The sequence below is a fragment of the Kitasatospora sp. NPDC030952 genome (genome assembly GCF_055571335.1).
Map to the genome: position 1 here is coordinate 134,310 of NZ_JBVIFM010000006.1, position 22,471 is coordinate 156,780.

The 22,471-nt window shown below is 74.1% G+C and carries 20 protein-coding genes; 14 read left to right on the forward strand and 6 right to left on the reverse strand.

Features of this window, described 5'->3' with window-relative positions:
* The first annotated feature begins 72 nt into the window (after positions 1 to 72).
* The 4 genes from hppD to fahA are packed head-to-tail and all read left to right on the forward strand — an operon-like array spanning position 73 to position 4,640.
* Positions 73 to 1,287, forward strand: coding sequence for a 4-hydroxyphenylpyruvate dioxygenase (gene hppD / locus ACZ47G_RS14225; protein WP_465742304.1), 1,215 nt, complete (start codon positions 73 to 75; stop codon positions 1,285 to 1,287).
* A gap of 58 nt (positions 1,288 to 1,345) precedes the next feature.
* Positions 1,346 to 2,548: a cupin domain-containing protein gene (locus ACZ47G_RS14230; RefSeq protein WP_465742306.1), complete on the forward strand. Its 1,203-nt coding sequence runs from the start codon at positions 1,346 to 1,348 to the stop codon at positions 2,546 to 2,548.
* Complete coding sequence (locus ACZ47G_RS14235) at positions 2,545 to 3,423, forward strand: hypothetical protein (protein WP_465742308.1); 879 nt, start codon at positions 2,545 to 2,547, stop codon at positions 3,421 to 3,423. The genes ACZ47G_RS14230 and ACZ47G_RS14235 overlap by 4 nt, the downstream gene beginning before the upstream one ends.
* On the forward strand, positions 3,420 to 4,640 hold the full coding sequence (gene fahA / locus ACZ47G_RS14240; protein ID WP_465742310.1) for a fumarylacetoacetase: 1,221 nt from the start codon (positions 3,420 to 3,422) through the stop codon (positions 4,638 to 4,640). The genes ACZ47G_RS14235 and fahA overlap by 4 nt, the downstream gene beginning before the upstream one ends.
* Before the next feature lie 121 nt (positions 4,641 to 4,761).
* Here the strand turns inward: fahA and ACZ47G_RS14245 are convergent, their stop codons facing one another.
* Entirely contained in the window at positions 4,762 to 5,547 is a 786-nt protein-coding gene (locus ACZ47G_RS14245; RefSeq protein WP_465742312.1) for an SDR family oxidoreductase, read from the reverse strand.
* Between the two features lie 108 nt (positions 5,548 to 5,655).
* Between ACZ47G_RS14245 and ACZ47G_RS14250 the strand changes: the two genes are divergently transcribed.
* From ACZ47G_RS14250 to ACZ47G_RS14265, 4 genes are all read left to right on the forward strand, one after another.
* The gene (locus ACZ47G_RS14250) at positions 5,656 to 6,297 is read left to right on the forward strand and encodes a TetR/AcrR family transcriptional regulator (protein ID WP_465742314.1); all 642 of its coding nucleotides are present in this window, start codon (positions 5,656 to 5,658) and stop codon (positions 6,295 to 6,297) included.
* Positions 6,298 to 6,413: 116 nt separating this feature from the next.
* Positions 6,414 to 7,523: an enoyl-CoA hydratase/isomerase family protein gene (locus tag ACZ47G_RS14255; RefSeq protein ID WP_465742316.1), complete on the forward strand. Its 1,110-nt coding sequence runs from the start codon at positions 6,414 to 6,416 to the stop codon at positions 7,521 to 7,523.
* 99 nt (positions 7,524 to 7,622) lie between these two features.
* Positions 7,623 to 8,291 carry a GntR family transcriptional regulator gene (locus ACZ47G_RS14260; RefSeq protein WP_465742318.1) on the forward strand — a complete coding sequence of 223 codons (669 nt, stop codon included), beginning with the start codon at positions 7,623 to 7,625 and terminating at the stop codon, positions 8,289 to 8,291.
* 293 nt (positions 8,292 to 8,584) lie between these two features.
* The gene (locus tag ACZ47G_RS14265) at positions 8,585 to 9,370 is read left to right on the forward strand and encodes an enoyl-CoA hydratase (RefSeq protein ID WP_465742320.1); all 786 of its coding nucleotides are present in this window, start codon (positions 8,585 to 8,587) and stop codon (positions 9,368 to 9,370) included.
* Positions 9,371 to 9,543: 173 nt separating this feature from the next.
* On the opposite strand, the gene ACZ47G_RS14270 is transcribed toward ACZ47G_RS14265, so the two are convergent.
* Positions 9,544 to 11,508 (reverse strand): NAD-binding protein, encoded by a 1,965-nt coding sequence (locus ACZ47G_RS14270; protein WP_465742322.1) that lies wholly within the window; start codon positions 11,506 to 11,508, stop codon positions 9,544 to 9,546.
* Positions 11,509 to 11,660: 152 nt separating this feature from the next.
* Here ACZ47G_RS14270 and ACZ47G_RS14275 point away from each other — a divergent pair, with 152 nt between their 5' ends.
* Entirely contained in the window at positions 11,661 to 12,260 is a 600-nt protein-coding gene (locus ACZ47G_RS14275; protein ID WP_465742324.1) for an HdeD family acid-resistance protein, read from the forward strand.
* 61 nt (positions 12,261 to 12,321) lie between these two features.
* On the opposite strand, the gene ACZ47G_RS14280 is transcribed toward ACZ47G_RS14275, so the two are convergent.
* Positions 12,322 to 12,960 carry a DUF6461 domain-containing protein gene (locus ACZ47G_RS14280; protein WP_465742326.1) on the reverse strand — a complete coding sequence of 213 codons (639 nt, stop codon included), beginning with the start codon at positions 12,958 to 12,960 and terminating at the stop codon, positions 12,322 to 12,324.
* Positions 12,961 to 13,029: 69 nt separating this feature from the next.
* Positions 13,030 to 14,424 (reverse strand): CoA transferase, encoded by a 1,395-nt coding sequence (locus ACZ47G_RS14285; protein ID WP_465742328.1) that lies wholly within the window; start codon positions 14,422 to 14,424, stop codon positions 13,030 to 13,032.
* 277 nt (positions 14,425 to 14,701) lie between these two features.
* Between ACZ47G_RS14285 and ACZ47G_RS14290 the strand changes: the two genes are divergently transcribed.
* Positions 14,702 to 15,397 carry an N-acyl homoserine lactonase family protein gene (locus ACZ47G_RS14290; RefSeq protein WP_465742330.1) on the forward strand — a complete coding sequence of 232 codons (696 nt, stop codon included), beginning with the start codon at positions 14,702 to 14,704 and terminating at the stop codon, positions 15,395 to 15,397.
* A gap of 137 nt (positions 15,398 to 15,534) precedes the next feature.
* Here the strand turns inward: ACZ47G_RS14290 and ACZ47G_RS14295 are convergent, their stop codons facing one another.
* Positions 15,535 to 16,812 (reverse strand): cytochrome P450, encoded by a 1,278-nt coding sequence (locus ACZ47G_RS14295; protein WP_465742332.1) that lies wholly within the window; start codon positions 16,810 to 16,812, stop codon positions 15,535 to 15,537.
* A 364-nt stretch (positions 16,813 to 17,176) separates the two neighbouring features.
* Here ACZ47G_RS14295 and ACZ47G_RS14300 point away from each other — a divergent pair, with 364 nt between their 5' ends.
* Positions 17,177 to 18,085 (forward strand): hypothetical protein, encoded by a 909-nt coding sequence (locus tag ACZ47G_RS14300; RefSeq protein ID WP_465742334.1) that lies wholly within the window; start codon positions 17,177 to 17,179, stop codon positions 18,083 to 18,085.
* A 315-nt stretch (positions 18,086 to 18,400) separates the two neighbouring features.
* Here the strand turns inward: ACZ47G_RS14300 and ACZ47G_RS14305 are convergent, their stop codons facing one another.
* The gene (locus ACZ47G_RS14305) at positions 18,401 to 18,715 is read right to left on the reverse strand and encodes a zf-HC2 domain-containing protein (protein ID WP_465742336.1); all 315 of its coding nucleotides are present in this window, start codon (positions 18,713 to 18,715) and stop codon (positions 18,401 to 18,403) included.
* A gap of 16 nt (positions 18,716 to 18,731) precedes the next feature.
* On the opposite strand from ACZ47G_RS14305, the gene ACZ47G_RS14310 reads away from it, so the two are divergent.
* The 3 genes from ACZ47G_RS14310 to ACZ47G_RS14320 all read left to right on the forward strand — a co-directional run bounded on the left by ACZ47G_RS14310 (position 18,732) and on the right by ACZ47G_RS14320 (position 22,422).
* A complete protein-coding gene (locus tag ACZ47G_RS14310; RefSeq protein WP_465742338.1) occupies positions 18,732 to 19,334 on the forward strand; it encodes a sigma-70 family RNA polymerase sigma factor in 603 nt (200 codons plus the stop codon).
* A gap of 247 nt (positions 19,335 to 19,581) precedes the next feature.
* A complete protein-coding gene (locus ACZ47G_RS14315) occupies positions 19,582 to 20,958 on the forward strand; it encodes an MFS transporter (protein WP_465742340.1) in 1,377 nt (458 codons plus the stop codon).
* Positions 20,959 to 21,087: 129 nt separating this feature from the next.
* Positions 21,088 to 22,422: a cytochrome P450 family protein gene (locus ACZ47G_RS14320; RefSeq protein ID WP_465742342.1), complete on the forward strand. Its 1,335-nt coding sequence runs from the start codon at positions 21,088 to 21,090 to the stop codon at positions 22,420 to 22,422.
* The last annotated feature ends 49 nt before the right edge of the window (positions 22,423 to 22,471 follow it).

The following is a 22,471-nucleotide window of genomic DNA, read 5'->3' on the forward strand; positions in this document are numbered from 1 at the left end:
CACCGGAAGGCCCCGAGCCCCCGGAAACCCCCGGAAGCCTCAACGCCGAGGCCCTGAGTGGAGGAACGAGCGATGACCCCGCAGACCCACGCGCTTGAGCTGACCCCCGAGGAGCGCGAGGCCGGCCTCGACGCCGACCAGCTGCGCCGCCTGGTCGGACTCGTCGAGCACGACCAGGCCGCCGACCCGTTCCCGGTCACCGCGCAGGACGCGGTCGTCTTCGTGGTCGGCAACGCCACCCAGACGGCCCAGTTCTACCAGGTCGTGTTCGGCATGGAACTGGTCGCCTACTCCGGCCCGGAGACCGGCCGCCGGGACCGCAAGGCCTACGTGCTGCGCTCCGGCTCCTGCCGCTTCGTGATCAAGGGCGGCGTCCAGCCGGACAGCGCGCTGCTGGACCACCACCGCCGCCACGGCGACGGCGTGGTCGACCTCGCCCTGGAGGTCCCGGACGTCGACAAGTGCATCGAGCACGCCCGGGCCACCGGCGCCACCGTCCTGGAGGAGCCGAACGACGTCTCGGACGAGAACGGCACCGTGCGCCGCGCGGCCATCGCCACCTACGGCGAGACCCGCCACACCCTGATCGACCGCTCCCGCTACAGCGGCCCGTACCTGCCGGGCTACGTCGTCGCCAAGAGCAGCGTCACCCACCCGGAGGGCTCGCCCAAGCGCCTGTTCCAGGCCCTGGACCACGCCGTCGGCAACGTCGAGCTGGGCCGGATGGACGAGTGGGTCCAGTTCTACAACCGGGTCATGGGCTTCGTGAACATGGCCGAGTTCGTCGGCGACGACATCGCCACCGAGTACTCCGCCCTGATGTCCAAGGTCGTCGCCAGCGGCAACCATCGGGTGAAGTTCCCGCTGAACGAGCCGGCCATCGCCAAGAAGAAGTCCCAGATCGACGAGTACCTGGAGTTCTACACCGGCCCCGGCTGCCAGCACATGGCGCTCGCCACGAACGACATCCTCACCACCGTGGACGTGCTGCGCTCGCGCGGCGTCGAGTTCCTCAACACCCCGGACGCCTACTACGACGACCCGGAGCTGCGCGAGCGGATCGGCAAGGTCCGGGTGCCGATCGAGGAGCTGAAGAAGCGCGGCATCCTGGTCGACCGCGACGAGGACGGCTACCTGCTGCAGATCTTCACCAAGCCGATCGGCGACCGGCCCACCGTCTTCTACGAGTTCATCGAGCGGCACGGTTCGCTGGGCTTCGGCAAGGGCAACTTCAAGGCGCTGTTCGAGTCGATCGAGCGCGAGCAGGACCTTCGCGGCAACCTGTGAGCGTCGGCCTACCCTGATTGACGCCGACCCTGACGGACGGTCGAGGAGGAGCACGGAGATGGCGTACTACCGGCAGCTGGGCAGCATCCCGCCCAAGCGGCACACCCAGCACCGCACACCCGAAGGCGGGCTGTACTACGAGGAGTTGATGGGCGAGGAGGGGTTCTCCTCCGACTCGTCGCTGCTCTACCACCGGGGCATCCCCTCGGCGGTGGTCGACGCGGCGCCCTGGGAGCTGCCCGACCAGTCCACGGTGCCCAACCATCCCCTGCTCCCCCGCCACCTCAAGCTGCACGAGCTGTTCGCGGACCAGGAGTGGAAGTCCGCGGACGTCGTCGGCAGCCGGCGGCTCGTCCTCGGCAACGGCGACGTGCGGATCTCGTACGTCGCCGCCGGGGCCCCGAGCGAGCTGTACCGCAACGGGCTCGGCGACGAGTGCGTGTACGTGGAGTCCGGCGCGGGCACGGTCGAGACGGTCTTCGGCTCGATCGAGGTCGGCCAGGGCGACTACGTGATCATCCCGCGCGCCACCACCCACCGCTGGGTGCCGTCCGGGAACGAGCCGCTGCGCGCCTACTGCATCGAGGCCAACAGCCACATCACCCCGGTCAAGCGCTACCTCTCCAAGTACGGGCAGCTGCTGGAGCACGCGCCGTACTGCGAGCGGGACTTCCGCGGGCCGGTCGGGCCGCTGGTGGTCGACACCCCCGGGGACGTCGACGTGCTGGTCAAGCACCGTGGCCCGAACGGGGTTTCGGGCACCCGCTACACCGTGCCGCACCACCCGTTCGACGTGGTCGGCTGGGACGGCTGCCTGTACCCGTACGCCTTCAACATCCGGGACTTCGAGCCGATCACCGGGCGGGTCCACCAGCCGCCGCCGGCCCACCAGGTGTTCGAGGGCAACAACTTCGTGATCTGCAACTTCGTTCCCCGCAAGGTGGATTACCACCCGCTGTCGATCCCGGTGCCGTACTACCACGCCAACGTGGACAGCGACGAGGTCATGTTCTACTGCGGCGGCGACTACGCGGCCCGCAAGGGCTCCGGCATCGGCCAGGGCTCCATCTCGCTGCACCCCGGCGGGCACACCCACGGGCCGCAGCCGGGCGCGTACGAGCGCAGCATCGGCGTGGAGTTCTTCGACGAGCTGGCGGTCATGGTGGACACCTTCCGCCCGCTGGAGCTCGGCGAGGGCGGACGGGCCACCGAGGACGCCGGCTACGCCTGGACCTGGGCGGGTCGGGGGCCCGGCCGATGAGTGCCGGCACCCCCGCGTTCCCCTCCGCGGCCCCGTCGCCGATCCCGGAGTTGTTCCGCGGGCTCTTCGACGACGCGGCGGTGTTCCCCCCGGGGAACCTGCCGGTCGCCGAGGCCGTGCCCGCGCACCGCGCCCACCGCACGGCCTGGTACGCCGACGCGGTCGGCCCGTTCCTGTGCGGGGCGGGCCGGTTGGGCGACCTGGCCGCGGCGGTGGCGGGCACCGGGCCGCTCAGGGTCGGGCTGGTACTGCCGGGGGGCAGTCCCGAGCTCGGGCCGGCGCTCACCGCCGCCGCACCCTTCGAGGTCGCGGGCGTCGAGCTCGCCACCCGGGACGTGCAGGAGGCCGTGGCCGAACTGGACCGGCTGCTGCCGGTCGACGTGCCCGCCGCCGTCGAGCTCCCGCGCGAACTCCTGCGCGGGGACGACCTGGACGCCGTACTGGACGCCCTGGTCGACAGCGCCTACCGGGCGAAGTTCCGCACCGGCGGCGTCGTCGCGGAGGCGTTCCCGGACGAGGACGAGCTGGCCGCCTTCCTCACCGGCTGCGCCCGGCGCGGCCTGCCGTACAAGTGCACGGCGGGGCTGCACAACGCCGTCCGGCACACCGACCCGGAGACCGGGTTCGAGCACCACGGCTTCCTCAACGTCCTGCTGGCCGCCCAGGAGACGGACCGCGCCGCGGCCGCCGAGGTGCTGGCCGAGCGCGACGGCGCGGTGCTGGCCAAGGCCGTCCACGCCCTGAGCGGGCACCAGGTTACGGTGATCCGCAACTCGTTCACCGCGTTCGGCACCTGCAGCGTCGCCGAACCCCTGGACGACCTGGCCGCGCTCGGCCTGCTGTCGCCCAGTCCACTCCTCCAGGAGGACCGTTGAGCACCCCCCGCAGCTGGCTGGCCAGCGCCCAGGACTCGCCGTTCGGCGTGCACAACCTGCCGTACGGCGTCTTCACCGCGGCCGACCTGCCCGGGCAGCGCCGGATCGGCGTGCGCATCGGGGACTTCGTGCTGGACGCCGGGGCCGCCGCCCGGGCCGCCGGGGCCCCGTCGGTGCTGCTGGACGCCGACTCGCTCAACCCGCTGATGGCGGCCGGACGTTCGGCCTGGACGCGGGTCCGCGCCGACCTCACCGCCTGGCTGACGGACGAGTCCTTCCGCGAGGCGCTGTCGCCCGCGCTGCTGCCCACCGACCAGGTCGAACTGCACCTGCCGTTCGAGGTCGCGGACTACGTCGACTTCTACGCCTCCGAGCACCACGCCACCAACCTGGGCCGGATCTTCCGCCCGGGCTCGGAGCCGCTCACCCCCAACTGGAAGCACCTGCCGATCGGTTACCACGGGCGGGCGGGCACCGTCGTGGTGTCCGGCACGCCGGTGGTGCGTCCGCACGGGCAGCGCAAGGCGCCCGCCGACGCCGCGCCGACCTTCGGACCGACCCGCCGGCTGGACATCGAGGCCGAGGTCGGCTTCGTCGTCGGCACGCCGTCCGAGCTGGGCCGGCCCGTCGTGCTGGACGACTTCCGCGAGCACGTGTTCGGCGTCTGCCTGCTCAACGACTGGTCGGCGCGCGACATCCAGGCCTGGGAGTACGTGCCGCTCGGGCCCTTCCTGGGCAAGTCCTTCGCGACCTCGGTCTCGCCGTGGATCGTGCCGCTGGACGCCCTGCAGCACGCCCGGGTCACCCCGCCGGAGCGCGACGTCGAGCCGCTGGCGTACCTGGACGACCGCGGCGGCGAGCCGTGGGGGCTGGACCTGGCCATGGAGGTCCGGCTGAACGGTCACCTGGTCTCGCGCCCGCCGTTCGCTTCCATGTACTGGACGGCGCAGCAGCAGCTGACCCACATGACCGTCAACGGCGCCTCGCTGCGCACCGGCGACCTGTTCGCCTCGGGGACGGTCAGCGGGCCGGAGCCGGACACCCGGGGCGCGCTGATCGAGCTGACCTGGAACGGCGAGGAGCCGCTCAAGCTGCCGGACGGGACGACCCGGACCTTCCTGGAGGACGGCGACGAGGTCGTCATCACGGCGACGGCCCCGGGGCCGGACGGCGCGCTGGTCGGCTTCGGCGAGGTCGCGGGGCGGGTGCGGGGCTGACGGACGACGTCTGCCGGACGTCGGCAGCCGGCTGCCGACGAGAGTCAGCAGCCGGCAGACGTCACGTGACAGCTGACAGCTGACGGATTTCAGATGATGAAATCTGTCAGCTGTTCGCCGTCTACAGCCCCGCGCCGCCCGTCGCGTCGATGACCCGCCCGGTGACCCAGCGCGCGTCCTCCGAGGCCAGGAAGGCGACGATGTCCGCGATGTCCTCCGGCTGCCCGACCCGGCCGAGCGCGGCGAGCGAGGCCGCGTGCGCCTCCGCCGCCGGGTTGCCGCGCAGCCAGCCCGCGTTGACGTCGGTGTCCACCACGCCGGGCGCGACCGAGTTGGCGGTGATGCCGCGCGGGCCGAGCTGCTTGGCGAGGTTGAGCGTGAAGGTGTCGAGCGCGCCCTTGGTCGCGCCGTAGGCGATGATCTCCGGCATCGCGAGCCGGGCCGCCCCGCTGGACACGTTGATGATCCGCCCACCGTCCCGCAGCCGCTCCAACCCGTGCCGCACCACGAAGAACGGCGCCCGGACGTTCACCGCGAACACCTCGTCGAAGCCCTCCTCGGTCAGCGTCGCGAGGTCCGAACTGCGCCCGATTCCAGCGTTGTTCACGATGATGTCGACCCCGCCGCCGGGCGCGTGCGCCCCGATCTCCGCATCGAAGGCCGCCCACAGCGCGGCCGCGTCGCCGTGCCGCCCCAGTTCGGCGCGCAGCGCGAAGGCCCGCCCGCCGTCGGCCCTGATCCCCTCGACCACCTCCCGCGCCGCCGCCTCGTCCCGGGCGTAGCCCACCGCGACGGTGGCGCCGTCCCGCCCGAGCCGGCGGGCGATCGCCCGGCCGATCCCCCTGCTGCCGCCGGTGACCAGCGCCACCTTGCCGCGAAGCCCGTACCCGCCCGTGCTCGACCCCATGACCGAGTCCCCTCCTGTTGCACCGAGTTGCATCCGGCATTTCTTGAGCGATCGCTCAAGAAAGAACCTAGCACACACTTCTTGAGTGACTGCTCTAAAATCCATCCCATGACCGAGGCCGCGACACCCGACAGCACCACCACCGGCCCGGCGCCCCGCGCCCGGCGCGGCCGCCCGCCGGCCTTCGACCGGGAGGAGGCACTGACGGCGGCCACCCGGCTGTTCTGGGAACGCGGCTACGAGGCGACCTCGGTCACCGACCTCACCACCGCGATGGGCATCCGCCCCGGCAGCCTCTACGCCGCCTTCGGCGACAAGCGCACGCTCTTCGAGGAGGTCGTCCGCCGTTACGGGCACTCCCCCGTCGGCGCGTTCGTCGGCGTCGCGCTGGCCGAGGAGGCCGGCGCCCGCGCGGCCTTCGCCCGCATCCTGCGCGAGGCCGCCGCGATCTACCCGGACCCGTCCCACCCGGCGGGCTGCCTGGTGATCACCGCCGCCACCAACGTCAGCCCGCAGGACGCCGCGATCCAGGCCCAGCTGCGCGAGCTGCGCAACGCCAACCGGCGGGTCTTCGAGGAGCGGTTGCGCACCGCCCGGCAGGACGGCGAACTGCCGCCCGGGGCCGACCCGGAGGCGCTGGCCGGGTACTTCGCCACGGTCATCCAGGGCATGTCCCAGCAGGCCCGCGACGGCGCCACCGCCGAGGACCTGGCCCGCACCGCCGAACTCGCCCTGCGCGCCTGGCCGTGACCGCCGGGCCGCCCCGGCCCCCGCGACCGGGACGGCCTCGTGATCACAACGCCCCACCCACCCCGGTACCGTGGACGGCGGAAGGCGAGATCACCGAGGGGACGGGAGCGGTTCCGATGGGCGCAGAGGCGAGCGCGGCGGCGGAGGTCCAGGAGGTCCAGGCGGCCCTGGACGGCGACGGCGACGGCGGCCTCGGCCGGATCACGCTGAACCGCCCGCGGGCCCTCAACTCGCTGACCCACGGCATGATCACCGCGATCCGCACGACCCTGGACGCCTGGGCCACCGACGACCGGGTGCGCGCCGTCGTCCTGACCGGTGCCGGGGAGCGCGGCCTGTGCGCGGGCGCGGACCTCCGGGCGATGCACGCCGACGTCACGGCCGGCGGGGCCGGCACCCGCGCCTTCTTCCGCGACGAGTACCGGCTGAACGCCCTGATCGCCCGCTACCCGAAGCCGTTCGTCGCGGTGCTGGACGGCATCACCATGGGCGGCGGCATCGGCCTCTCCGCCCACGCCGCCGTGCGGATCGTCACCGAGCGCTCCGTGATCGCGATGCCGGAGACCCGGATCGGACTCGTCCCGGACGTCGGCGGCAGCCTCCTGCTCGCCCGCGCCCCGGGCGAGTTGGGCACCCACCTCGGTCTGACCTCCGCCTCGATGGGCCCCGGCGACGCGCTGCTGTGCGGCTTCGCGGACCACTTCGTCCCGTCCGCGCGACTGCCTGAGCTGTTCGACGCCCTCGCCGACAGCGCCGACCCGGCCGCGACCGTCGCCGCCCACGCCGAGCCCGCACTGCCCACCGGAACCGCGGCCTCGACCGCCGCCGCAGCCGCCGGGCTCGCCGGGCAGCGCGACTGGATCGACGCCTGCTACGCGGCCGACACCGTCGAGGAGATCGTCGAGCGCCTGCTCGACTCCGGGGTGCCGGAGGCGAAGGAGTCCGCCGAGCTGATCCTCGGGAACTCCCCCACCGCCGTCAAGGTCACCCTGGCCGCGCTGCGCCGAGCCCGTACCCTGCCCTCGCTGGAGGCCGCGCTCGACCAGGAGTACCGCATCTCCTGCGCCGCGCTGGACGGTCCCGACCTGGCCGAGGGCATCCGCGCCCAGGTGATCGACAAGGACCGCACCCCGCAGTGGTCGCCGCGCACCCTGGCCGGGGTGACGGCGGCCGACGTCGCGCGCTTCCTCGCCCCGCGCGAGGACGACGAACTGGGCCTGGCCTGACCGCGCCCGACCCCGCCGACTCCCGTGGCCCCGACTCCCGCGACCGCGACTCCCGCGACCCCGCCGGCCCGACCCTGACCCGAGAGCCTGGAGAACGCCATGAGCCACCCGACGCCGACCGCGACGGCGCCGGCCGGGGACACCGACCCGCTGTCCCGGGTACCGCTCGGCGAACAGGTGCGCGGACTGCTGCTGGAGGGCCTGCTGGGCGGCCGCTGGCAGCCCGGGGACCGGATCGTCGAGCGCCGCCTGGCGGCCGAGTTGAACGTCAGCCAGGCGCCGGTGCGCGAGGCGCTGCGCTCGCTGCAGACCCTCGGACTACTGGACGCCGAGCCGAACCGGGGCGTCCGGGTGCGCGAGATCGGCCCGGCGGAGCTGCGCGAGGTCTACCAGGTGCGGGCGGCTCTGGAGCGGCCGGCCGCCGAGGCGGCGGTGGTCCGACTGGCCGGGGACACCCGGGCGTTGGAACGGCGCGCCGAGCTGATGGCGGCGGCCGCCGCGGCCGGTGACACCCTCGGGCAGGCCCGGCACGGGGTGGCGTTCCACCGGGAGATCGTCGCGGCCTCCGGGAACGGGACGCTGCTGCGGACCTGGGAGGGCCTGGGCGTCGAGGTGTGGACGGTGCTGTCGCTGCACCGGGTCCGGCCGGAACTGCACGAGAACGCCGCCGACCACCTGCCGTTGATCGAGGCCTTCCGGCGGCAGGATCCGGAGGTCGGGCGGCTGCTCGCGGAGCACGTCCTGGAGTACGCCGACCGCTCCGCCTGAGCGCACCGGTAGAGGGGAACCACCCGTGTCCCAGCTCGACCGGCTTCACGACCAGCAGCTCCGGCTCGACGTGCCCCCGCGGCTGGCCACCCCGTACGCACGGCGTCCGGTTCCGACCTCCCCGCCGCTCCGCGGACCGGCACCCGATCTGGTGACCGGCGTCTCGCATACCAAGACTGGCGCGAGACCGGGCGCGTCGTAGATCGTTGGGTGGTCAGGGCGCGCCCGCGCGGCGCCGCGCAGTGGAATGGCCGAGCAGCGGAACGGCCAAGCAGCGGAATGGGAGTACGGCGATGACCGAGACCGAGAGCTACGAGACGATCCTGGTCGAGCGCAAGGGCCGGGTCGGGCTGATCACGCTCAACCGGCCCAAGGCGCTCAACGCGCTGAACACCCAGCTGATGAATGAGGTGGTGGCCGCCGCCACCGCGTTCGACCGGGACCCGGAGATCGGCTGCCTGGTGATCACCGGCTCGGAGAAGGCCTTCGCGGCCGGCGCCGACATCAAGGAGATGCAGGGCAACCGGTTCCCGGACGTCTACCTGGACGACTGGCTGGGCCCGTGGGACCGGCTCGGCGCGCTGCGCAAGCCCGTGGTCGCGGCGGTGGCCGGGTTCGCGCTGGGCGGCGGCTGCGAGCTGGCGATGATGTGCGACATCCTGATCGTGGCCGACACCGCGAAGTTCGGGCAGCCGGAGATCAAGCTCGGGGTGCTCCCCGGCATCGGCGGCTCCCAGCGCCTCACCCGCGCCATCGGCAAGGCGAAGGCGATGGATCTGTGCCTGACCGGCCGGATGATGGGCGCCGAGGAGGCCGAGCGGGCCGGACTGGTCGCCCGGATCGTCCCGGCCGACCAGTTGCTCACCGAGGCGCTGGCCACCGCCGAGACCGTCGCCGGGATGTCGACCACCGCGGCGGTGATGCTCAAGGAGAGCGTCAACCGCGCCTTCGAGACCACGCTCGCCGAGGGCGTCCGCTTCGAGCGCCGGCTGTTCCACGCGGTGTTCGCCACGGCGGACCAGAAGGAGGGCATGGCGGCCTTCGCCGAGAAGCGGGCGCCGAAGTTCGAGAACCGCTGACGGTGGCGTGGCGGCCGGTGTTGCGGCCGACGCTGCAGCCGGCGTGGAGACAGTAGAGACAGCTGACAGCTGACAGCTTTCATCATCTGAAATCTGTTCACTGTCGGCTGTTTTCTGTTATCTGTCAGCTGTTACCTGTCCGCCGTCAGGTGGCAGGTGGCAGGTGGCGGCCCTCACCCCTCCTCGACCAGCACCGTGTTCAGCCGCGCCAACCCGATGCGGGTGGCGGCCACCACGATGCGATCGCCCGGGGCCAGCCGCCGGGTGCGGTCCGCGAAGCCCCAGTGCAGCTGGTTGCTGCGGGCGAAGCGGACGGCGATCACCCGGACGCCGCCCGGGTCCTCCAGGTCGTGCCGGTTCAGACCGATCAGCCCGCTGCCGTCCTCCACCGTCAGCTCCGCGATCAGCAGCACGTGCCGGAACACCGAGAGCGTCCCGCGCACCTCACTGCCCATCAGCGCGGCGGCGAAGGCGGGCGCGGCCAGGTAGGAGACCGAGCGGGAGGCCGCGTTGTCCAGCGTCTTGTAGAAGTGGCCGGCGAAGTTGTCGTCGAACAGCCGGACCACCACCCGAACGTCGGGGTTGCCGTGGCGCGCCTCCAGCGCCGCCTCCAGGTTGGTGGCGTCGTCCCCGCTGACCGCGACCACCGCCCGGCTGTGCTTCAGCCGGGCCCGGCGCAGCTGCTCCTCGAACGGTCCGTCGCCCAGCACCACCGGGATGCCGAGCGCCCGCGCGGCGGCGATGCCGCGGGCCTGCGGGTCCCGCTCCATGCAGACCACCGGCACGCCCATCTCGTGCAGCAGGGTCGCGACCCGGGTGCCGACGTTGCCGAGCCCGACCACGATCACGTGGTCCCGGGTGCCCGCGCTCGGGTTGCGGGGCAGTCCGCGCCGCCCGGAGCCAAGCACCTCGACCGCGATGGCGGTGGCGACCGGCGCGAAGGTGATCCCGCAGATGGTGATCACCACTTGGGCGACCCGCTGCCAGACACCGCCCGTCCCCGTCCCGGCGGCGATGTCGGCCTGTTGGTCGGGCTGGGCGGCGCCGGCCAGGTCGAGCAGGGAGATGTAGACGGTCCAGCCGAAGTCCCGGCTGAGGTACCAGAGCACACTGAAGGCCATCAGCACCGCGGCGAGCGCGGTGAGCAGCACCAGCCGCATCCGGGCGCTGGTGAAGAAGCGCATGGTGTCGAGCAGCCGCCAGCGCAGCCGGCGCACCCAGTTGATCGGTTCCCGGGGTTCCATCCGGATCGCCTGCAACGCCGCGACCCCGCCGGGCGGCGTCTCCGCTCCGGGCCCGTCCTCGGTCCCGACCTCGGTCCCGATCTCGGTCCCAACCTCGGTTCCGGCTCCGGGCTCGGGCTCGGGTCCGGATTCCGGCTCGGCCCCGGGCGCCGACACCGGCTCCGACACCGACTCCGACACCGACACCGGCTCCGACCCCGACACCGGCGCCGCTTCGCGCCGCGCCCCGCCCGGGCGGACCGGCCCGTCGTCGCCGAACTCACGGGCGAGCCGGACGAATTCGGCCGAGTCGCCCTCCTGCTCGGGCAACAGCCGGATCTTGCTGAGGTCCTGCCGGTCGATGTGGTCGGCGACCACGCAGATCCGGTCCGGGGTGATGGCGTCGTCGAAGGCGATGTGCAGGTAACGGCCGCCGATCTCGACCGAGTTGGGCCGTCCGAGTGCGGCGGCCGCGAAGGCCGGGGCGGCGGTGGCCGAACCGGAGAGCGCGGCCCCGTTCCTGAGGAGCCGTTCGATGTTCTCGCCGAGGCGCTGGTTGAACATCCGGAGGACGATCCGGATGTCCGGGTTGTGGCCCTGGGCGCTGAGCGCGGCGTGGATGTTCTCCTGGTCGCTGCCCTCGACCAGGGCGAGGCCCCGGGCGGTGCCGATGGACACCGCCCGCAGCGCCTCCTCGGTGATGTTCGGGTACTCGACGACGGCCGCGACGCCGGCGATCTGCTCGATCCGCGGGGCGTGGTCGCGGGTGCGGTCGGTGACCAGGACGACGACCGGGACTTCGTAGTGCTCGACGAGTTCCAGGATCAGCCGGTGGGCCAGTGCGTTGCCCCCGCAGACGATGTAGTGCTGGCTGATCGGCTCGACCGGAGGGGTCCCCCACCCTTCAGAAGTCATACCGACGGATGATATCGACGAAAAGTGTCCGGAGGATGTCATTCCGGCAGCCGAGCGGCATCACTCGAACGTACGTACCCGGCGTGCGGACTGACGACGGCACACGGAGGCTGGGGCCGTTCTCTGCCCCCGACCCCGAGGAGTACGCCGCCGTGGCCCCTCCGATCATCACCCCCGACGGCACCCCGGTGCAGGGCCCGCTCGGCCTGCTCGCCAAGGCCGCCTGGCAGGTCCTGCTGGCCGCCGGTGTCGCCTCGCTCGCCCTGGGGATCGTCGTCTTCGCCTGGCCTCGGGAGACCCTACTGGTGGTGGGCGTGCTGTTCGGCCTCTACCTGCTGGTCATCGGCGTCGTGCAGCTGGTCGCCGCGTTCGGCACCCACGCCACCACCGCGCTGCGGGTGCTGGCCTTCATCAGCGGCGCGATCAGCGTGCTGCTCGGACTGCTCTGCTTCCGCAGCGCCGTGCAGTCGCTGCTGCTGCTCGCGCTCTGGATCGGGATCGGCTGGCTGTTCCGCGGCATCACCCAGCTCGCCGCCGCGATCTCCGACCCGCTGATGCCCGCCCGCGGCTGGCAGGCCTTCGCGGGCGTGGCCAACACCCTGGCCGGTGTGCTGCTGATGGTCTGGCCGGTCGGCTCGATCACCGCGCTGGCCGTGCTGGCCGGGTGCTGGCTGGTGGTCCTGGGCGTGGTCGAGATCGCGACCGCCATCCAGGTCCGCGGCCGGGCCAAGCAGATCCCGTCCGGGGTCTGACGCGCCGCCGCCCGCTCCGGAGGCCGTCACCGACCGGGTCCCGCGCTACGCGCCGCCCCCGCTACGGGCGGGGCGCGTAGCCGAGCCGGAAGGTGGCGGCCTCCAGCCGTGCCGGGTCCAGCCGCACCGAGGTCAGCCGCTCGGCGAGCGCGAACGCGGCCTCGGTGTGCAGGTCGCCGCGCTCGCCGTCCAGCCGGAAGCCACAGGCCGTCAGCAGCTCGGGAATGCCGGGGGCGTCGGCGTCCGTACCGTGCCGCTGGTCGGCGAAGAGCGGCTCGAACTGCAGCCGGCAGGCGCCCTGCTCCCACCAGTTGAAGTGGTCCACGGCGTTGGCGTTCCGGAAGTGCGAGACCAGCCGGGTGCCCTCGGCGAGGCGGGCGATGACCTGGGGCAGGCTGCCGAGGTAGCCGTACGGCTCGACCGCGAGCGCCCAGCCGTCGAGTTCGGTGACGGCGACGAGCAGCCGGTCCTCGTCCAGGTCGAACAGTTCCTCGGCCTCCTCGTCCTCCCCGTCGTCGAACGTCTCCCAGGCGGCGACCACCGCTTCCAGCCCGGTCACCGCCCGGCCGGTCAGGGCGTCGAAGCGGCTCAGCAGTTCGTCGGCGGCCGTCCCCTGGACCTGGGTGAGGCAGTAGGCCTCGCCCAGGACGGGGTAGCGCTGTTCGAACCAGGTGTAGTCGGTGGCGTGTGCGGCGGTCATGCGGTGATGCTGTCAGACCCCACCGACAGCCGGCGCCCCGGCCCCGCGATCGGTCCGCCGCCCGGCGGCTCAGCGCCAGACCGGCGCGTCCGTCCCCCAACGCCCGGGCGGGGTGGCCCAGTCGGTGGGTGCGCCGGCGTAGCCGATCGGCGGCAGGGCGTACCGCAGCCGCCCGTACGCCGAGTCGGTCTCGGTGAGCCAGCGCGCCGCCTCGTACCGACCGGCGTCCGGGCGCGGCGGGTCCGTCGGCTCGGCCGGGATGCCGTGCAGCAGCCAGGAGGCCGTGCCGGCGAAGGAGAAGCGCAGGTGGCGGCCGCCGGGGCGGTGGGTGCGCTGCTCGGTGAGGGCGCGCAGCACGGCGGCGGCGAGGAGGTAGCCGGTGCCGTGGTCGAGGGCCTGGGCGGGCAGCGCGCCGGGGCGGCCGTCGGGGCCGGCCTCGTGGGCGGCGATGCCGACGCCGGCCTGGACCAGGCTGTCGAAGCCGCGGCGGCCGGCCCACGGACCGGTCCAGCCCCAGGCGCAGATCTGGGCCAGGATCAGGTCGGGCCGACGGGCGAACAGCGCTTCGGGGGCCAGCCCGAGGGCGTCGAGCGAGCCGGGGCGGTAGGCGTTGACGACGACGTCGGCGGTGTCGAGCAGTCGCTCGAAGGTGGCGCGGTCGGCCGGGTCGGCGAGGTCCAGGCGGGTGGAGCGCTTGCCGAAGCCGGTGTCGGTGTGGGCGTCCTCGGCCTCGGGCAGCCGGGGCGAGTCGATCCGCAGCACGTCGGCGCCGAGCAGGGCGAGGGTGCGGGTGGCGACCGGTCCGGAGATCACCCGGCTGAGGTCGAGGACCCGGATCCCGGCGGCGGGCCGGTCCGCCGGGGCGGCGGCGAGCGGGCGGACCGGCGCGGTACCGATCTCCCTGCGCTCCACCAGGGGGTGTACGGACGCACGCACCGGCGCGACCGCTACCGCGAGCGCCCCCGCCTCGTACGCGCGCTCCTGCACCTGCTCGCCCGGCAGCTTGCCGAGCGCCTCGGCGAGTTGCTCGGGCCCGGCGTCGGGGGCGAGGTCCAGGACGGCGAGCAGCCGGTCGCGGTGGTGCGGGTAGTTGGCGTGGGTGCGGATCCAGCCGTCGGCGGTGCGCCAGAAGCCGGAGAGCGGGGCGAAACCGACCGGCTTGCGACCCTCGATCTCCAGGTGCCGCTCGCTGACGAAGGAGGTGGCGACCGCCCCCTCGTCCACCCGGACCGCGGGGACGGCCCCGCCACCGCGGTGCGCGGCGAGTTCGGCCGCCGCCAACGAGCAGGCGGCCACGGTGGCCCGGGCGAGCCGGCCCACCGGGAGGCCGGAGGGCAGGCCGTCCCTCGGACCGTGGAAGGCCACCCGGTCCAGCAGGTCGGCCGGTCCGCCCAGGGCGGCCCAGACATCGGCGGTGGGGCGGTCGGCGGGCCCGTGCTCGGGCGGTGTCGGACGATCGGTCATGCCGGGCATTGTGCTCCGCATCCGGCGCGCCCGCCGTGACGCAGGCCACCGCGCACTGCCGTACACCGCCGCACGCCACTGCGCGTCGCCCCACACCGCCGCGCGCCGGCAGCGGCCCGCACCCCGTCCGACGACCCCGCCGAGCGGGATTCCTCTAGCCGGGAGTTCATCTGACGGTCAGTCGGACGGACGTCCGCTGAGGCGCGCGACCGCCGGATAGGGTGCGAACGGCGGCCGCCTCGGCCACCGCACGGGGGCTGAGTCGCAAGGGGGCCGCATGCACACGATCCGCCGTCTCGACCTGGGCTACATCGTCCGGCCGGCCACCGAGGTGGGCGGCCCCGAACCGCGGGTGGAGCCGGTGCTCGCGTACCTGGTCCGGAGCCCGGACGGGCTGCTGCTGTTCGACACCGGGATCGGCGCGGGCTCGCCGGAGACCGAGGCCCACTACCGGCCGGTCCGCCGCCCGCTGCCGGAGGCGCTCGCCGCGGCCGGCGTCTCGGTCGCGGACATCGACCTGGTGGTCAACTGCCACCTGCACTTCGACCACTGCGGCGGCAACCCGCTGTTCGCCGGGACGCCGGTCCTGGTCCAGGCCGGCGAACTGGCCGCCGCCCGGCGCGGCGGCCACACCATCGACGGGCTGGTCGACTTCCCCGGCGCCGTGCACCGCGAGTTCGACGGCGAGGCGGAGATCTGGCCCGGCGTCCGGGTGCTGCCCACCCCCGGGCACACCGCCGGCCACCAGTCCCTGCTGGTCGAGCGGCTGGGCGACTGCACGGTGCTGCTGGCCGGGCAGGCGTACGACTTCGCCTCCGAGTACGGGCAGGCGGTGCTGGCGCGGCAGGCGGCACGGGAGGGGGTCGCGGCGCCGCTGCCCGGTTACCGGCCCTGGCTTGACCGGGTCGCGGAGCACGGGCCGCGGCAGGTGATGTTCGCGCACGACCACGCGGTGTGGGAGCTGTCCGTCTAGTTTCCGATGGTTCCGGCCGCTTCCGACCGAATCCAGCTGGCTCCGGCTGCTTCCGACCGGTTCCAGTTGGCTCCGGCCGGTTCCGACGGAAGGGCAACGGCAACGGAAGCGGCGGGGGTGCAGCGGGCCCGGCTGGATCAGAAGGTGAAGCGCAGTGAGCGGACCCGGTGGTCGAAGCTGGACGGGGCGAGCACCGGCTCGCCGACCGACCGCGCCCCGGGCAGCCGGGTGAACAGCTCGCGGAACAGCGCCGTCATCTCCTGCCGGGCCAGGTGCGCGCCGAGGCAGTAGTGCGGTCCGCCCCCGCCGTAGCCGAGGTGGGGGTTGGGGGTGCGGCTGATGTCGAAGGCCTCCGGGGCGGGGAAGACGGTCTCGTCCCGGTTCGCCGAGCCGTAGTACAGCGCGACCTTCTCCCCCGCCCGCAGCAGCGGGCCGCCCGGGCCGCCCAGCTCGTGGTCGACGGCGACGGTCCGGCGGAACTGGACGATCGGCGTGGAGTGGCGGACGATCTCGTCCACCGCGCCGTCGAGCCGTCCGTCCAGGTCGGCCAGCAGCAGTGCGCGCTGCTCGGGATGCACGGTCAGCAGGTGCAGCCCGTGGGCGAGCGCGTTGCGGGTGGTCTCGACCCCGGCGACCAGCAGCAGAGAGAAGAAGGCGCCCAGCTCGCGGCCGGTGAGCCGGCGGCCGTCCAGGTCGGCGGTGACCAGGGCGGAGATCAGGTCCTCGGCGGGCCGGCGGCGGCGCTCGCGGCCGATCGCGGCGACGATGCCCTGCATCCGGGCGAGCGCCGCCAGCCCGCGCCCGGGCATCCGGAACCGGCGGCGCAGCGGGCGGGCCACGCCGACGTCCTCGGAGGTGCGGTTGACCAGTTCGAGGATGGTGCGGCGGGGGCGCTCCGGGACGCCCATCATGGTGCAGATCACCTGGAACGGGAGTTCGCCCGCGACCGCGCCGACGAAGTCCTCCGGCCGCTCGCGCTCGACCCCGTCCACCAGGGCGGCGGAGATGCGCCGGACGTCCTCCTCGACCCGGCCGAGCAGGCGCGGGGTGAAGGCCCGGGAGACGATCCGGCGCAGCTGGGCGTGCCGGGGGTCGTCGAGGTTGACCATCGAGTCGCCGAACAGCAGCCGGACCCACCGGGCCGGTTCGGGGGTGGTGACGCCGGGGCCGGAGCGGAACACGGCGGGGGTGCGGCTGGCCTCGACCACGTCGGCGTGCCGGACCAGGGCGTGGAAGCCCCGGCCGGTGGCGCGGTCGCCGAAGTAGACCGGGGCGGGGCGGCGGCGCAGTTCGGCGAAGGCGGCGGCGCGGGCGGGGGCGGGCAGCTGCCAGAAGCGGGGGTCGGCGAGGTCGGGGGTGCCTGGCGTCGGGGTGCCGAGCTCGATCGGGGTACCGCGCTCCGTCGGGGTGTCCATGGCCGTGCCTCCTGTTTCCGGTGCTTACGGTCGCCGGTGCTTACGGTCGCCGGCGGTTCCGGTGTCCGGCCGTTTCCGGTGTCCGGCGGTTCCGGTGCCTCCGCTCGGGCGACGTCCGGTGTGTCCGCTCGGACTCGTTCCGAATCGTTCGCACTGGCCCCGATTCGTTCCGGCACGCACGATCCGTGCCCGAGTGTGCACTTCTAGTGAGCAGGAGGTGCGCGTGTCAACCCGGATCGACCACCGCGTGAAACCGTGCTACAAGCGGCTGATCCGCCGAGCTGACGGGCCGGGCATGTTCTCACGAACCGGAACCGGCCATCACCGGAGGGTGCGGTACGGGCGGGCGGTGGCGGGTGCGACGATGAGTGCCATCGTGATGACCGACCGGATCCGCCTGCTGCGCGCCGCGGTCTTCGCCGCGCTGTGCGTGGCGATGGCCGCCACGGCGCACGTCGCCATGGCCGGGGCCGGGGTCTCTCCGCCGGTCCTGCTCGGCGCCTTCGGGGCCGTCCTCGCACTGACCTGGCTGCTGGCCGGGAAGCGGCGCGGACTCGGGGTGATCAGCGTCTGGATGGTCGCGGCGCAGAGCGCACTGCACCTGCTGTTCGAACACGCCGGGACGCTCGGCCGCGGGGGCGGCGGCCTCCGGCAACTGGCCGGCACGGACTGGGCGGCGCTGCTGCTCTGCAACCCGGACCGGACCGCCGGCGGGCTCTCCCCCGTCGAGCTGGCCCGGATGGCCGGCATCGACCCGGACGTACCGCCGGCCGCCGGCAGTCTGCACCCGATGGCCGGGATGCACCACGGGGCGGCGGGGTCGGCCGACGGAATGGCCATGGACATGGACATGGGGCTGCCCGGGATGACCGGCATGTCGCACGTCATGCCGACGGGGGCCGCCCACGGGATGACCGGCGGGATGTCTCCCGGAACGTCCGATGGGATGACCGGCGGGATGACCGATGGGATGGCCGGCGGCATGTCACCGGGGATGGCCCTCGCCCACCTGCTGGCGGCGCTCGCCTGTGCGCTGCTGCTCTGGCGCGGCGATGCCGCGCTGGTCCGGGTCTTCGAGTTGCTCGCCGCGCTCGGGGGCGTGGTCGCGGGGGCGCTGCTGCTCCCGCTGCTGACGCTGGTCGCGCGGCCCTTCGGGCACCGGCCGCCGGCCGCGCCCCGGTCGGCCGACCGGCCGGCCCGGCTGCCCCGGTCGGTGCTGCTCACGCATGCCGTGGTCCGGCGCGGGCCGCCGGCGTTCGCCCTCGCCTGCTGACGCGCCCGACGCGCTCCTCCCCCTCCGGCCGGACTCCGGCCGCTTGCCGGGACCTCGGCGTCGGGCAGGTCGCCCTGCCGCGCCGTCGTACCCCGCGCCGTCACTCCAGTGCCGTCGCGCCCCGCGCCGCCGCGCCGACAGGGCTCGGGCCCGGGTCCGCGTCCGCCGCCACCTCCACGGGAGGTGCGGTGCGCCACGCGGCCGGCCCATGGACGCCTGCGGTGCCGCCGTGCGCGGCGCCGCCCCCTGCCTTCCCCACGGGACCTTCCCATGCCTCACTTCGACGGCGCACCGGTTCTCGCCGGCGCCAGCGACCTACCGCTCCGGCGCCTCCGGCACGCTGCCCGGACCGTCCGGACCTGGACCGTCCAGCCCCGGACCGTCCAGACCCGGACCGTCCAGACCCGGACCGTCCAGACCCAGCCGGGCCGACAGCCCGGCCGCCCACTCCGGTGCCGGACCCTCGACGGCGGCGGCCCGCACCTGGGCGCGCAGGCGCTCGGCGCGGTCCAGCCAGTCCCGGCAGCCGGTGCAGCGCGCCAGGTGCTTGTCCAGCCGGGTGCCGGGCAGGCCACTCGGTTCGCCGTCGAGCCGGGCGGACAGAGCGGTACGGAACTGCGCGCATCTCATACGACCATCGTCCTGCATGGCGATCAGGCCGGGGCCGGCCGGGTCGGCGGCCACCGTGGATGACGACCAGCTCACCGCGCTCGCGCTGACCGCCCGCTCGGGCCGGGCGGCGGACGTCGAGGCCTTCGTCCGGGCGACCCAACGGGACGTCTGGCGCTTCGTCGCCCACCTCACCGACGTCCAGTCCGCGGACGACCTCGCCCAGGAGACCTTCCTGCGGGCGCTGCGCGGCCTGCCCGCCTTCGCCGGCCGCTCCTCGGCCCGCACCTGGCTGCTGTCGATCGCCCGGCGCACCGTGATCGACCGGTACCGGATGGCCGCCGCCCGGCCGCGCTGCGCCGCGCTGCCGGACTGGCAGGAGGCGGCGGAACGGCAGAGCGGTACCCCGGCGGCCGGGTTCGAGGACGGGATCGCCCTAGGGGACCTGCTCGAACGGGTGCCCGCGCAGCGGCGGGAGGCCTTTGTGCTGACCCAGGTGGTCGGCCTGAGCTACGCCGAGGCGGCCCAGGTCGCCGGCTGCCCGGTCGGCACCGTCCGCTCCCGGGTCGCCCGGGCGCGGGAGGAGTTGATAGCGCGCCTGCGGGCGGCCGAGGCCGGGGAGCTCGCGGCGGCCTGCTGAGCGCCGCCCGGCGAGGGAACGGCGGGGGACGGCGCGGGCGGCGGGGACGGTGAGCAACTGACGGCGAACAGAATTCAGATAACAGATAACAGATTTCAACTTCTGTCATCCGTTCGCCGTCGGCCGTCCGTCCGTCCGGAAAAATCCCCCAAGTGTTCGGAACCAGAGCCCTCCCGCCCCCGACTGCTGTACCGGACACCGCCGCCGAGGCGGTGCCGGTACGGCAACGGGGGAACGGAGGACCTTCATGCGAGCACAAGACGCGTCGCCCACGACCGACCTGACTGACCGTCAGGTCGAGCCCGTGGACCGGTGGATCCTGGTCGTGGCCGCCGGACTGCTCTCGTTCGTCGCGATGCTCGACATGAACGTGGTCAACCTGGCGCTCACCGACCTGGCCGCCGGCCTGCACGTCTCCGCCGGGGTCGCCCAGTGGGCCGCGCTCGGCTACCAACTCCCCCTGATAGCCCTGCTGTTGCCCGCAGGCCGGTGGCTGGACCAGGTCGGCACCCGGCCCGCGCTACTGCTCGCGGTCAGCTGCTTCGCGAGCTGCAGCGTGCTGGCCGCCCTCGCCCCGTGGGCGAGTTGGCTGATCGCGGCGCGGCTGCTGCAAGGCGCCTTCGGGGCCGTGCTGTTCGTGCTGATGCCGGTGCTGGCCGCGACCTCCGTCCGGCCCGAGCTTCGCGGGCGGGCGATGAGCGTGCCCGCGACACTGGGGCCGCTGGGCGCCGTCACCGGTCCGGTGCTCGGCGGCCTGCTGCTGGACCACTTCGGCTGGCGGGCGGTCTTCCTGGTCAAGCTGCCGGTCTGCCTGGCCGCCGTCCTGATCGTGCGCCGGTACGCCCCGCGCAGCGGTCGGCTGCGCCTGCCCGACCGGGGTTCGCTCGGCGACGCCGCCCTGATCGGCGCGGCGATGGCCGCCGTCCTGCTGGGCCTCACCCTGGCGCCGACCGCCCCGCAGTGGCTGCTGCTCGCGCTGCCCGCCGTACCACTGGTGCTGCTGTGGCTGCGCCGCCCGGGCGGCCGGCCGGTCGCCGAAGTGCTGCGGGCCGCCGGCACCGCCGGGGTGAACGCCTCGGTGCTGGCGCTCGCCGCCGGCTTCGCGGCCTGCCAGTACCTGCTGGTCCAGCACCTGCGCGGCCCGCACGGCGAGAGCGCCACCGCCACCGCGCTGACCATGCTGGCCTTCCCGCTCGGCATGGTGCTGGCCGGACGGGTCGGCGGGCGGCTGGCGGACCGCTGGGGCGCCCGGCCGACGGCGCTCACCGGCGCCGCCGTCACCACCTGCGGCCTGGCACTGCTCGTCCCGGTGAACACCGGCTGGTCCAGCGTGGACATCGCCGCCCGGCTCGCCCTGGCCGGCGCCGGCATGGGCCTCAACGGCGGCCCGACCCAGGCGCTGGTGATGACCGCCTCCCCGCGCGGGAAGCTCGCCACCGCCGGCTCCGCCGTCCAGCTCTCCCGCAGCCTGGGCTTCGCTCTCGGCCCGGCCCTGGCCACCGCCGCCGCCCTGGCGGGCGACCGCGCCACCACCGGCACCCACGTGGGCATCGCCCTGGCCGCCGCGGTCGCCGCCACCGCCGTACCGCTGCTCGCACTGCACCGCCGCCGTCCGCAGGCCTGAACCCCGAGCCCTGAACCCTGAACCCCGAGCCCTGAACCCCGAGCCCCGGCCCCTGAGCCCCGGGAGCCCCCGGGAGCCGGGCCGAACAGACCCCACAGACTCATCCGCCTCACCGGAGGAAGCACACCCATGACCGACATCGCCCGCACCCCGGCCACGCCCGAGGCCGCGCGCTGCCCGTACGGCTACGACCTCGACCCGCTCCCCAGCCCCGTCCCGCTGCACGGCCCCGCCTACAAGACCGATCCCTACCCCCTCTACCGCCGGATGCGTGAGGCCGGGCCGGTGCACCGGGTGGAGTTCCCGAGCGGCATCCACGCCTGGCTGGTCACCGGCTACCAGGCCGCCCACGCGACCCTCAACGACCCCCGGCTCGGCAAGAACCACGCGCTGGGCAACGACAACTGGCGCCGGCTCGCGTCGATCATGCCGGAGCCCCAGCACTCCCAGCTCCAGGTCCACCTGCTGCACCAGGATCCGCCCAAGCACACCGTGATGCGCCGCCTGGTGCTGGACGCCTTCGCCCCGCGCCGGGTGGAGGCGCTGCGGCCGCGGCTGCAGGAACTCGCCGACCAGCTGGTGGACGGGCTACCGGCCGTCGGCGGCGCCGATCTGGTGGCGGGCTTCGCGGCCCACTACCCCTTCCGGGTGCTGGCCGAAGTTATCGGCCTGCCCGCCGAGTTGGCCGCCCGCTTCGACCGGGACTGGGGCAAGGTGGTGCAGCCGGTCGGCCCGCAGGACCCGGGCCGTCCGGCGTACGAGGCGCGGCTGCGCGGGCTGCAGACGTACATCGCCGAGGTGGTCGCCCGCAAGCGCGCCGACTCCCGCTCGCCCGGTTGGGACGAGGGCGAGGACCTGCTCGGCCGGCTCGTCGCCGCCCATGACGCGGGCGAGTTGAGCCGCGAGGAGCTCGACTCGATCGTGTTCCAGCTGCTGGTCGCCGGGCAGGAACCGGTCACCAACCAGATCACCACCATGCTGATCACCCTGCTGCGCCACCCCGAGCACCTCGACGCACTGCGCGCGGGCCTCGACGAGCCCGGTCGACTGGCCCGGGCGGTGGAGGAACTGCTGCGCCACGACGCCGCGTTCGAGCTCACCACCTGGCGGTTCTTCGCCGAGGACAGCGAGCTGTTCGGCACCACCGTGCCGGCCGGCGACTCGGTGATCGTCTCGCTCTGCGCCGCCAACCGCGACGACGCGCAGTTCCCGGAGGCCGACCGACTGGACCTCGACCGCACCCCGAACGCCCACCTCGCCTTCGGCCACGGCATCCACTACTGCCCGGGCGCCGCCCTGGCCCGGGCCGAACTCCAGATCGCCGTCGGCACCCTGCTCGCCCGGCTACCCGGACTGCGCCCCGCCGTTACGCCCGGGGACGGCCTGGACGAACTCGCCTGGATCCCCGCCGTCCTGGCCCGCGGGGTGAACCGGCTGCCGGTCGCCTACGACCGGCGCAGCTGAAGCCCGGCGCAGCTGAACCCCGGCGCAGCCGCACACCGAGGCCGCTGAA

Excerpts from the sequence above, each read along its gene's own strand:
- ACZ47G_RS14295 (WP_465742332.1), bottom strand. The coding sequence starts at position 16,812 with ATGGACACCCCGACGGAGCGCGGTACCCCGATCGAGCTCGGCACCCCG.
- ACZ47G_RS14230 (WP_465742306.1), top strand. The coding sequence starts at position 1,346 with ATGGCGTACTACCGGCAGCTGGGCAGCATCCCGCCCAAGCGGCACACC.
- ACZ47G_RS14250 (WP_465742314.1), top strand. The coding sequence starts at position 5,656 with ATGACCGAGGCCGCGACACCCGACAGCACCACCACCGGCCCGGCGCCC.
- ACZ47G_RS14265 (WP_465742320.1), top strand. The coding sequence starts at position 8,585 with ATGACCGAGACCGAGAGCTACGAGACGATCCTGGTCGAGCGCAAGGGC.
- ACZ47G_RS14245 (WP_465742312.1), bottom strand. The coding sequence starts at position 5,547 with ATGGGGTCGAGCACGGGCGGGTACGGGCTTCGCGGCAAGGTGGCGCTG.
- ACZ47G_RS14255 (WP_465742316.1), top strand. The coding sequence starts at position 6,414 with ATGGGCGCAGAGGCGAGCGCGGCGGCGGAGGTCCAGGAGGTCCAGGCG.
- hppD (WP_465742304.1), top strand. The coding sequence starts at position 73 with ATGACCCCGCAGACCCACGCGCTTGAGCTGACCCCCGAGGAGCGCGAG.
- ACZ47G_RS14285 (WP_465742328.1), bottom strand. The coding sequence starts at position 14,424 with ATGACCGATCGTCCGACACCGCCCGAGCACGGGCCCGCCGACCGCCCC.
- ACZ47G_RS14290 (WP_465742330.1), top strand. The coding sequence starts at position 14,702 with ATGCACACGATCCGCCGTCTCGACCTGGGCTACATCGTCCGGCCGGCC.
- ACZ47G_RS14280 (WP_465742326.1), bottom strand. The coding sequence starts at position 12,960 with ATGACCGCCGCACACGCCACCGACTACACCTGGTTCGAACAGCGCTAC.
- ACZ47G_RS14300 (WP_465742334.1), top strand. The coding sequence starts at position 17,177 with ATGAGTGCCATCGTGATGACCGACCGGATCCGCCTGCTGCGCGCCGCG.
- ACZ47G_RS14260 (WP_465742318.1), top strand. The coding sequence starts at position 7,623 with ATGAGCCACCCGACGCCGACCGCGACGGCGCCGGCCGGGGACACCGAC.
- ACZ47G_RS14320 (WP_465742342.1), top strand. The coding sequence starts at position 21,088 with ATGACCGACATCGCCCGCACCCCGGCCACGCCCGAGGCCGCGCGCTGC.
- ACZ47G_RS14305 (WP_465742336.1), bottom strand. The coding sequence starts at position 18,715 with ATGAGATGCGCGCAGTTCCGTACCGCTCTGTCCGCCCGGCTCGACGGC.
- ACZ47G_RS14310 (WP_465742338.1), top strand. The coding sequence starts at position 18,732 with ATGGCGATCAGGCCGGGGCCGGCCGGGTCGGCGGCCACCGTGGATGAC.
- ACZ47G_RS14315 (WP_465742340.1), top strand. The coding sequence starts at position 19,582 with ATGCGAGCACAAGACGCGTCGCCCACGACCGACCTGACTGACCGTCAG.
- ACZ47G_RS14235 (WP_465742308.1), top strand. The coding sequence starts at position 2,545 with ATGAGTGCCGGCACCCCCGCGTTCCCCTCCGCGGCCCCGTCGCCGATC.
- ACZ47G_RS14270 (WP_465742322.1), bottom strand. The coding sequence starts at position 11,508 with ATGACTTCTGAAGGGTGGGGGACCCCTCCGGTCGAGCCGATCAGCCAG.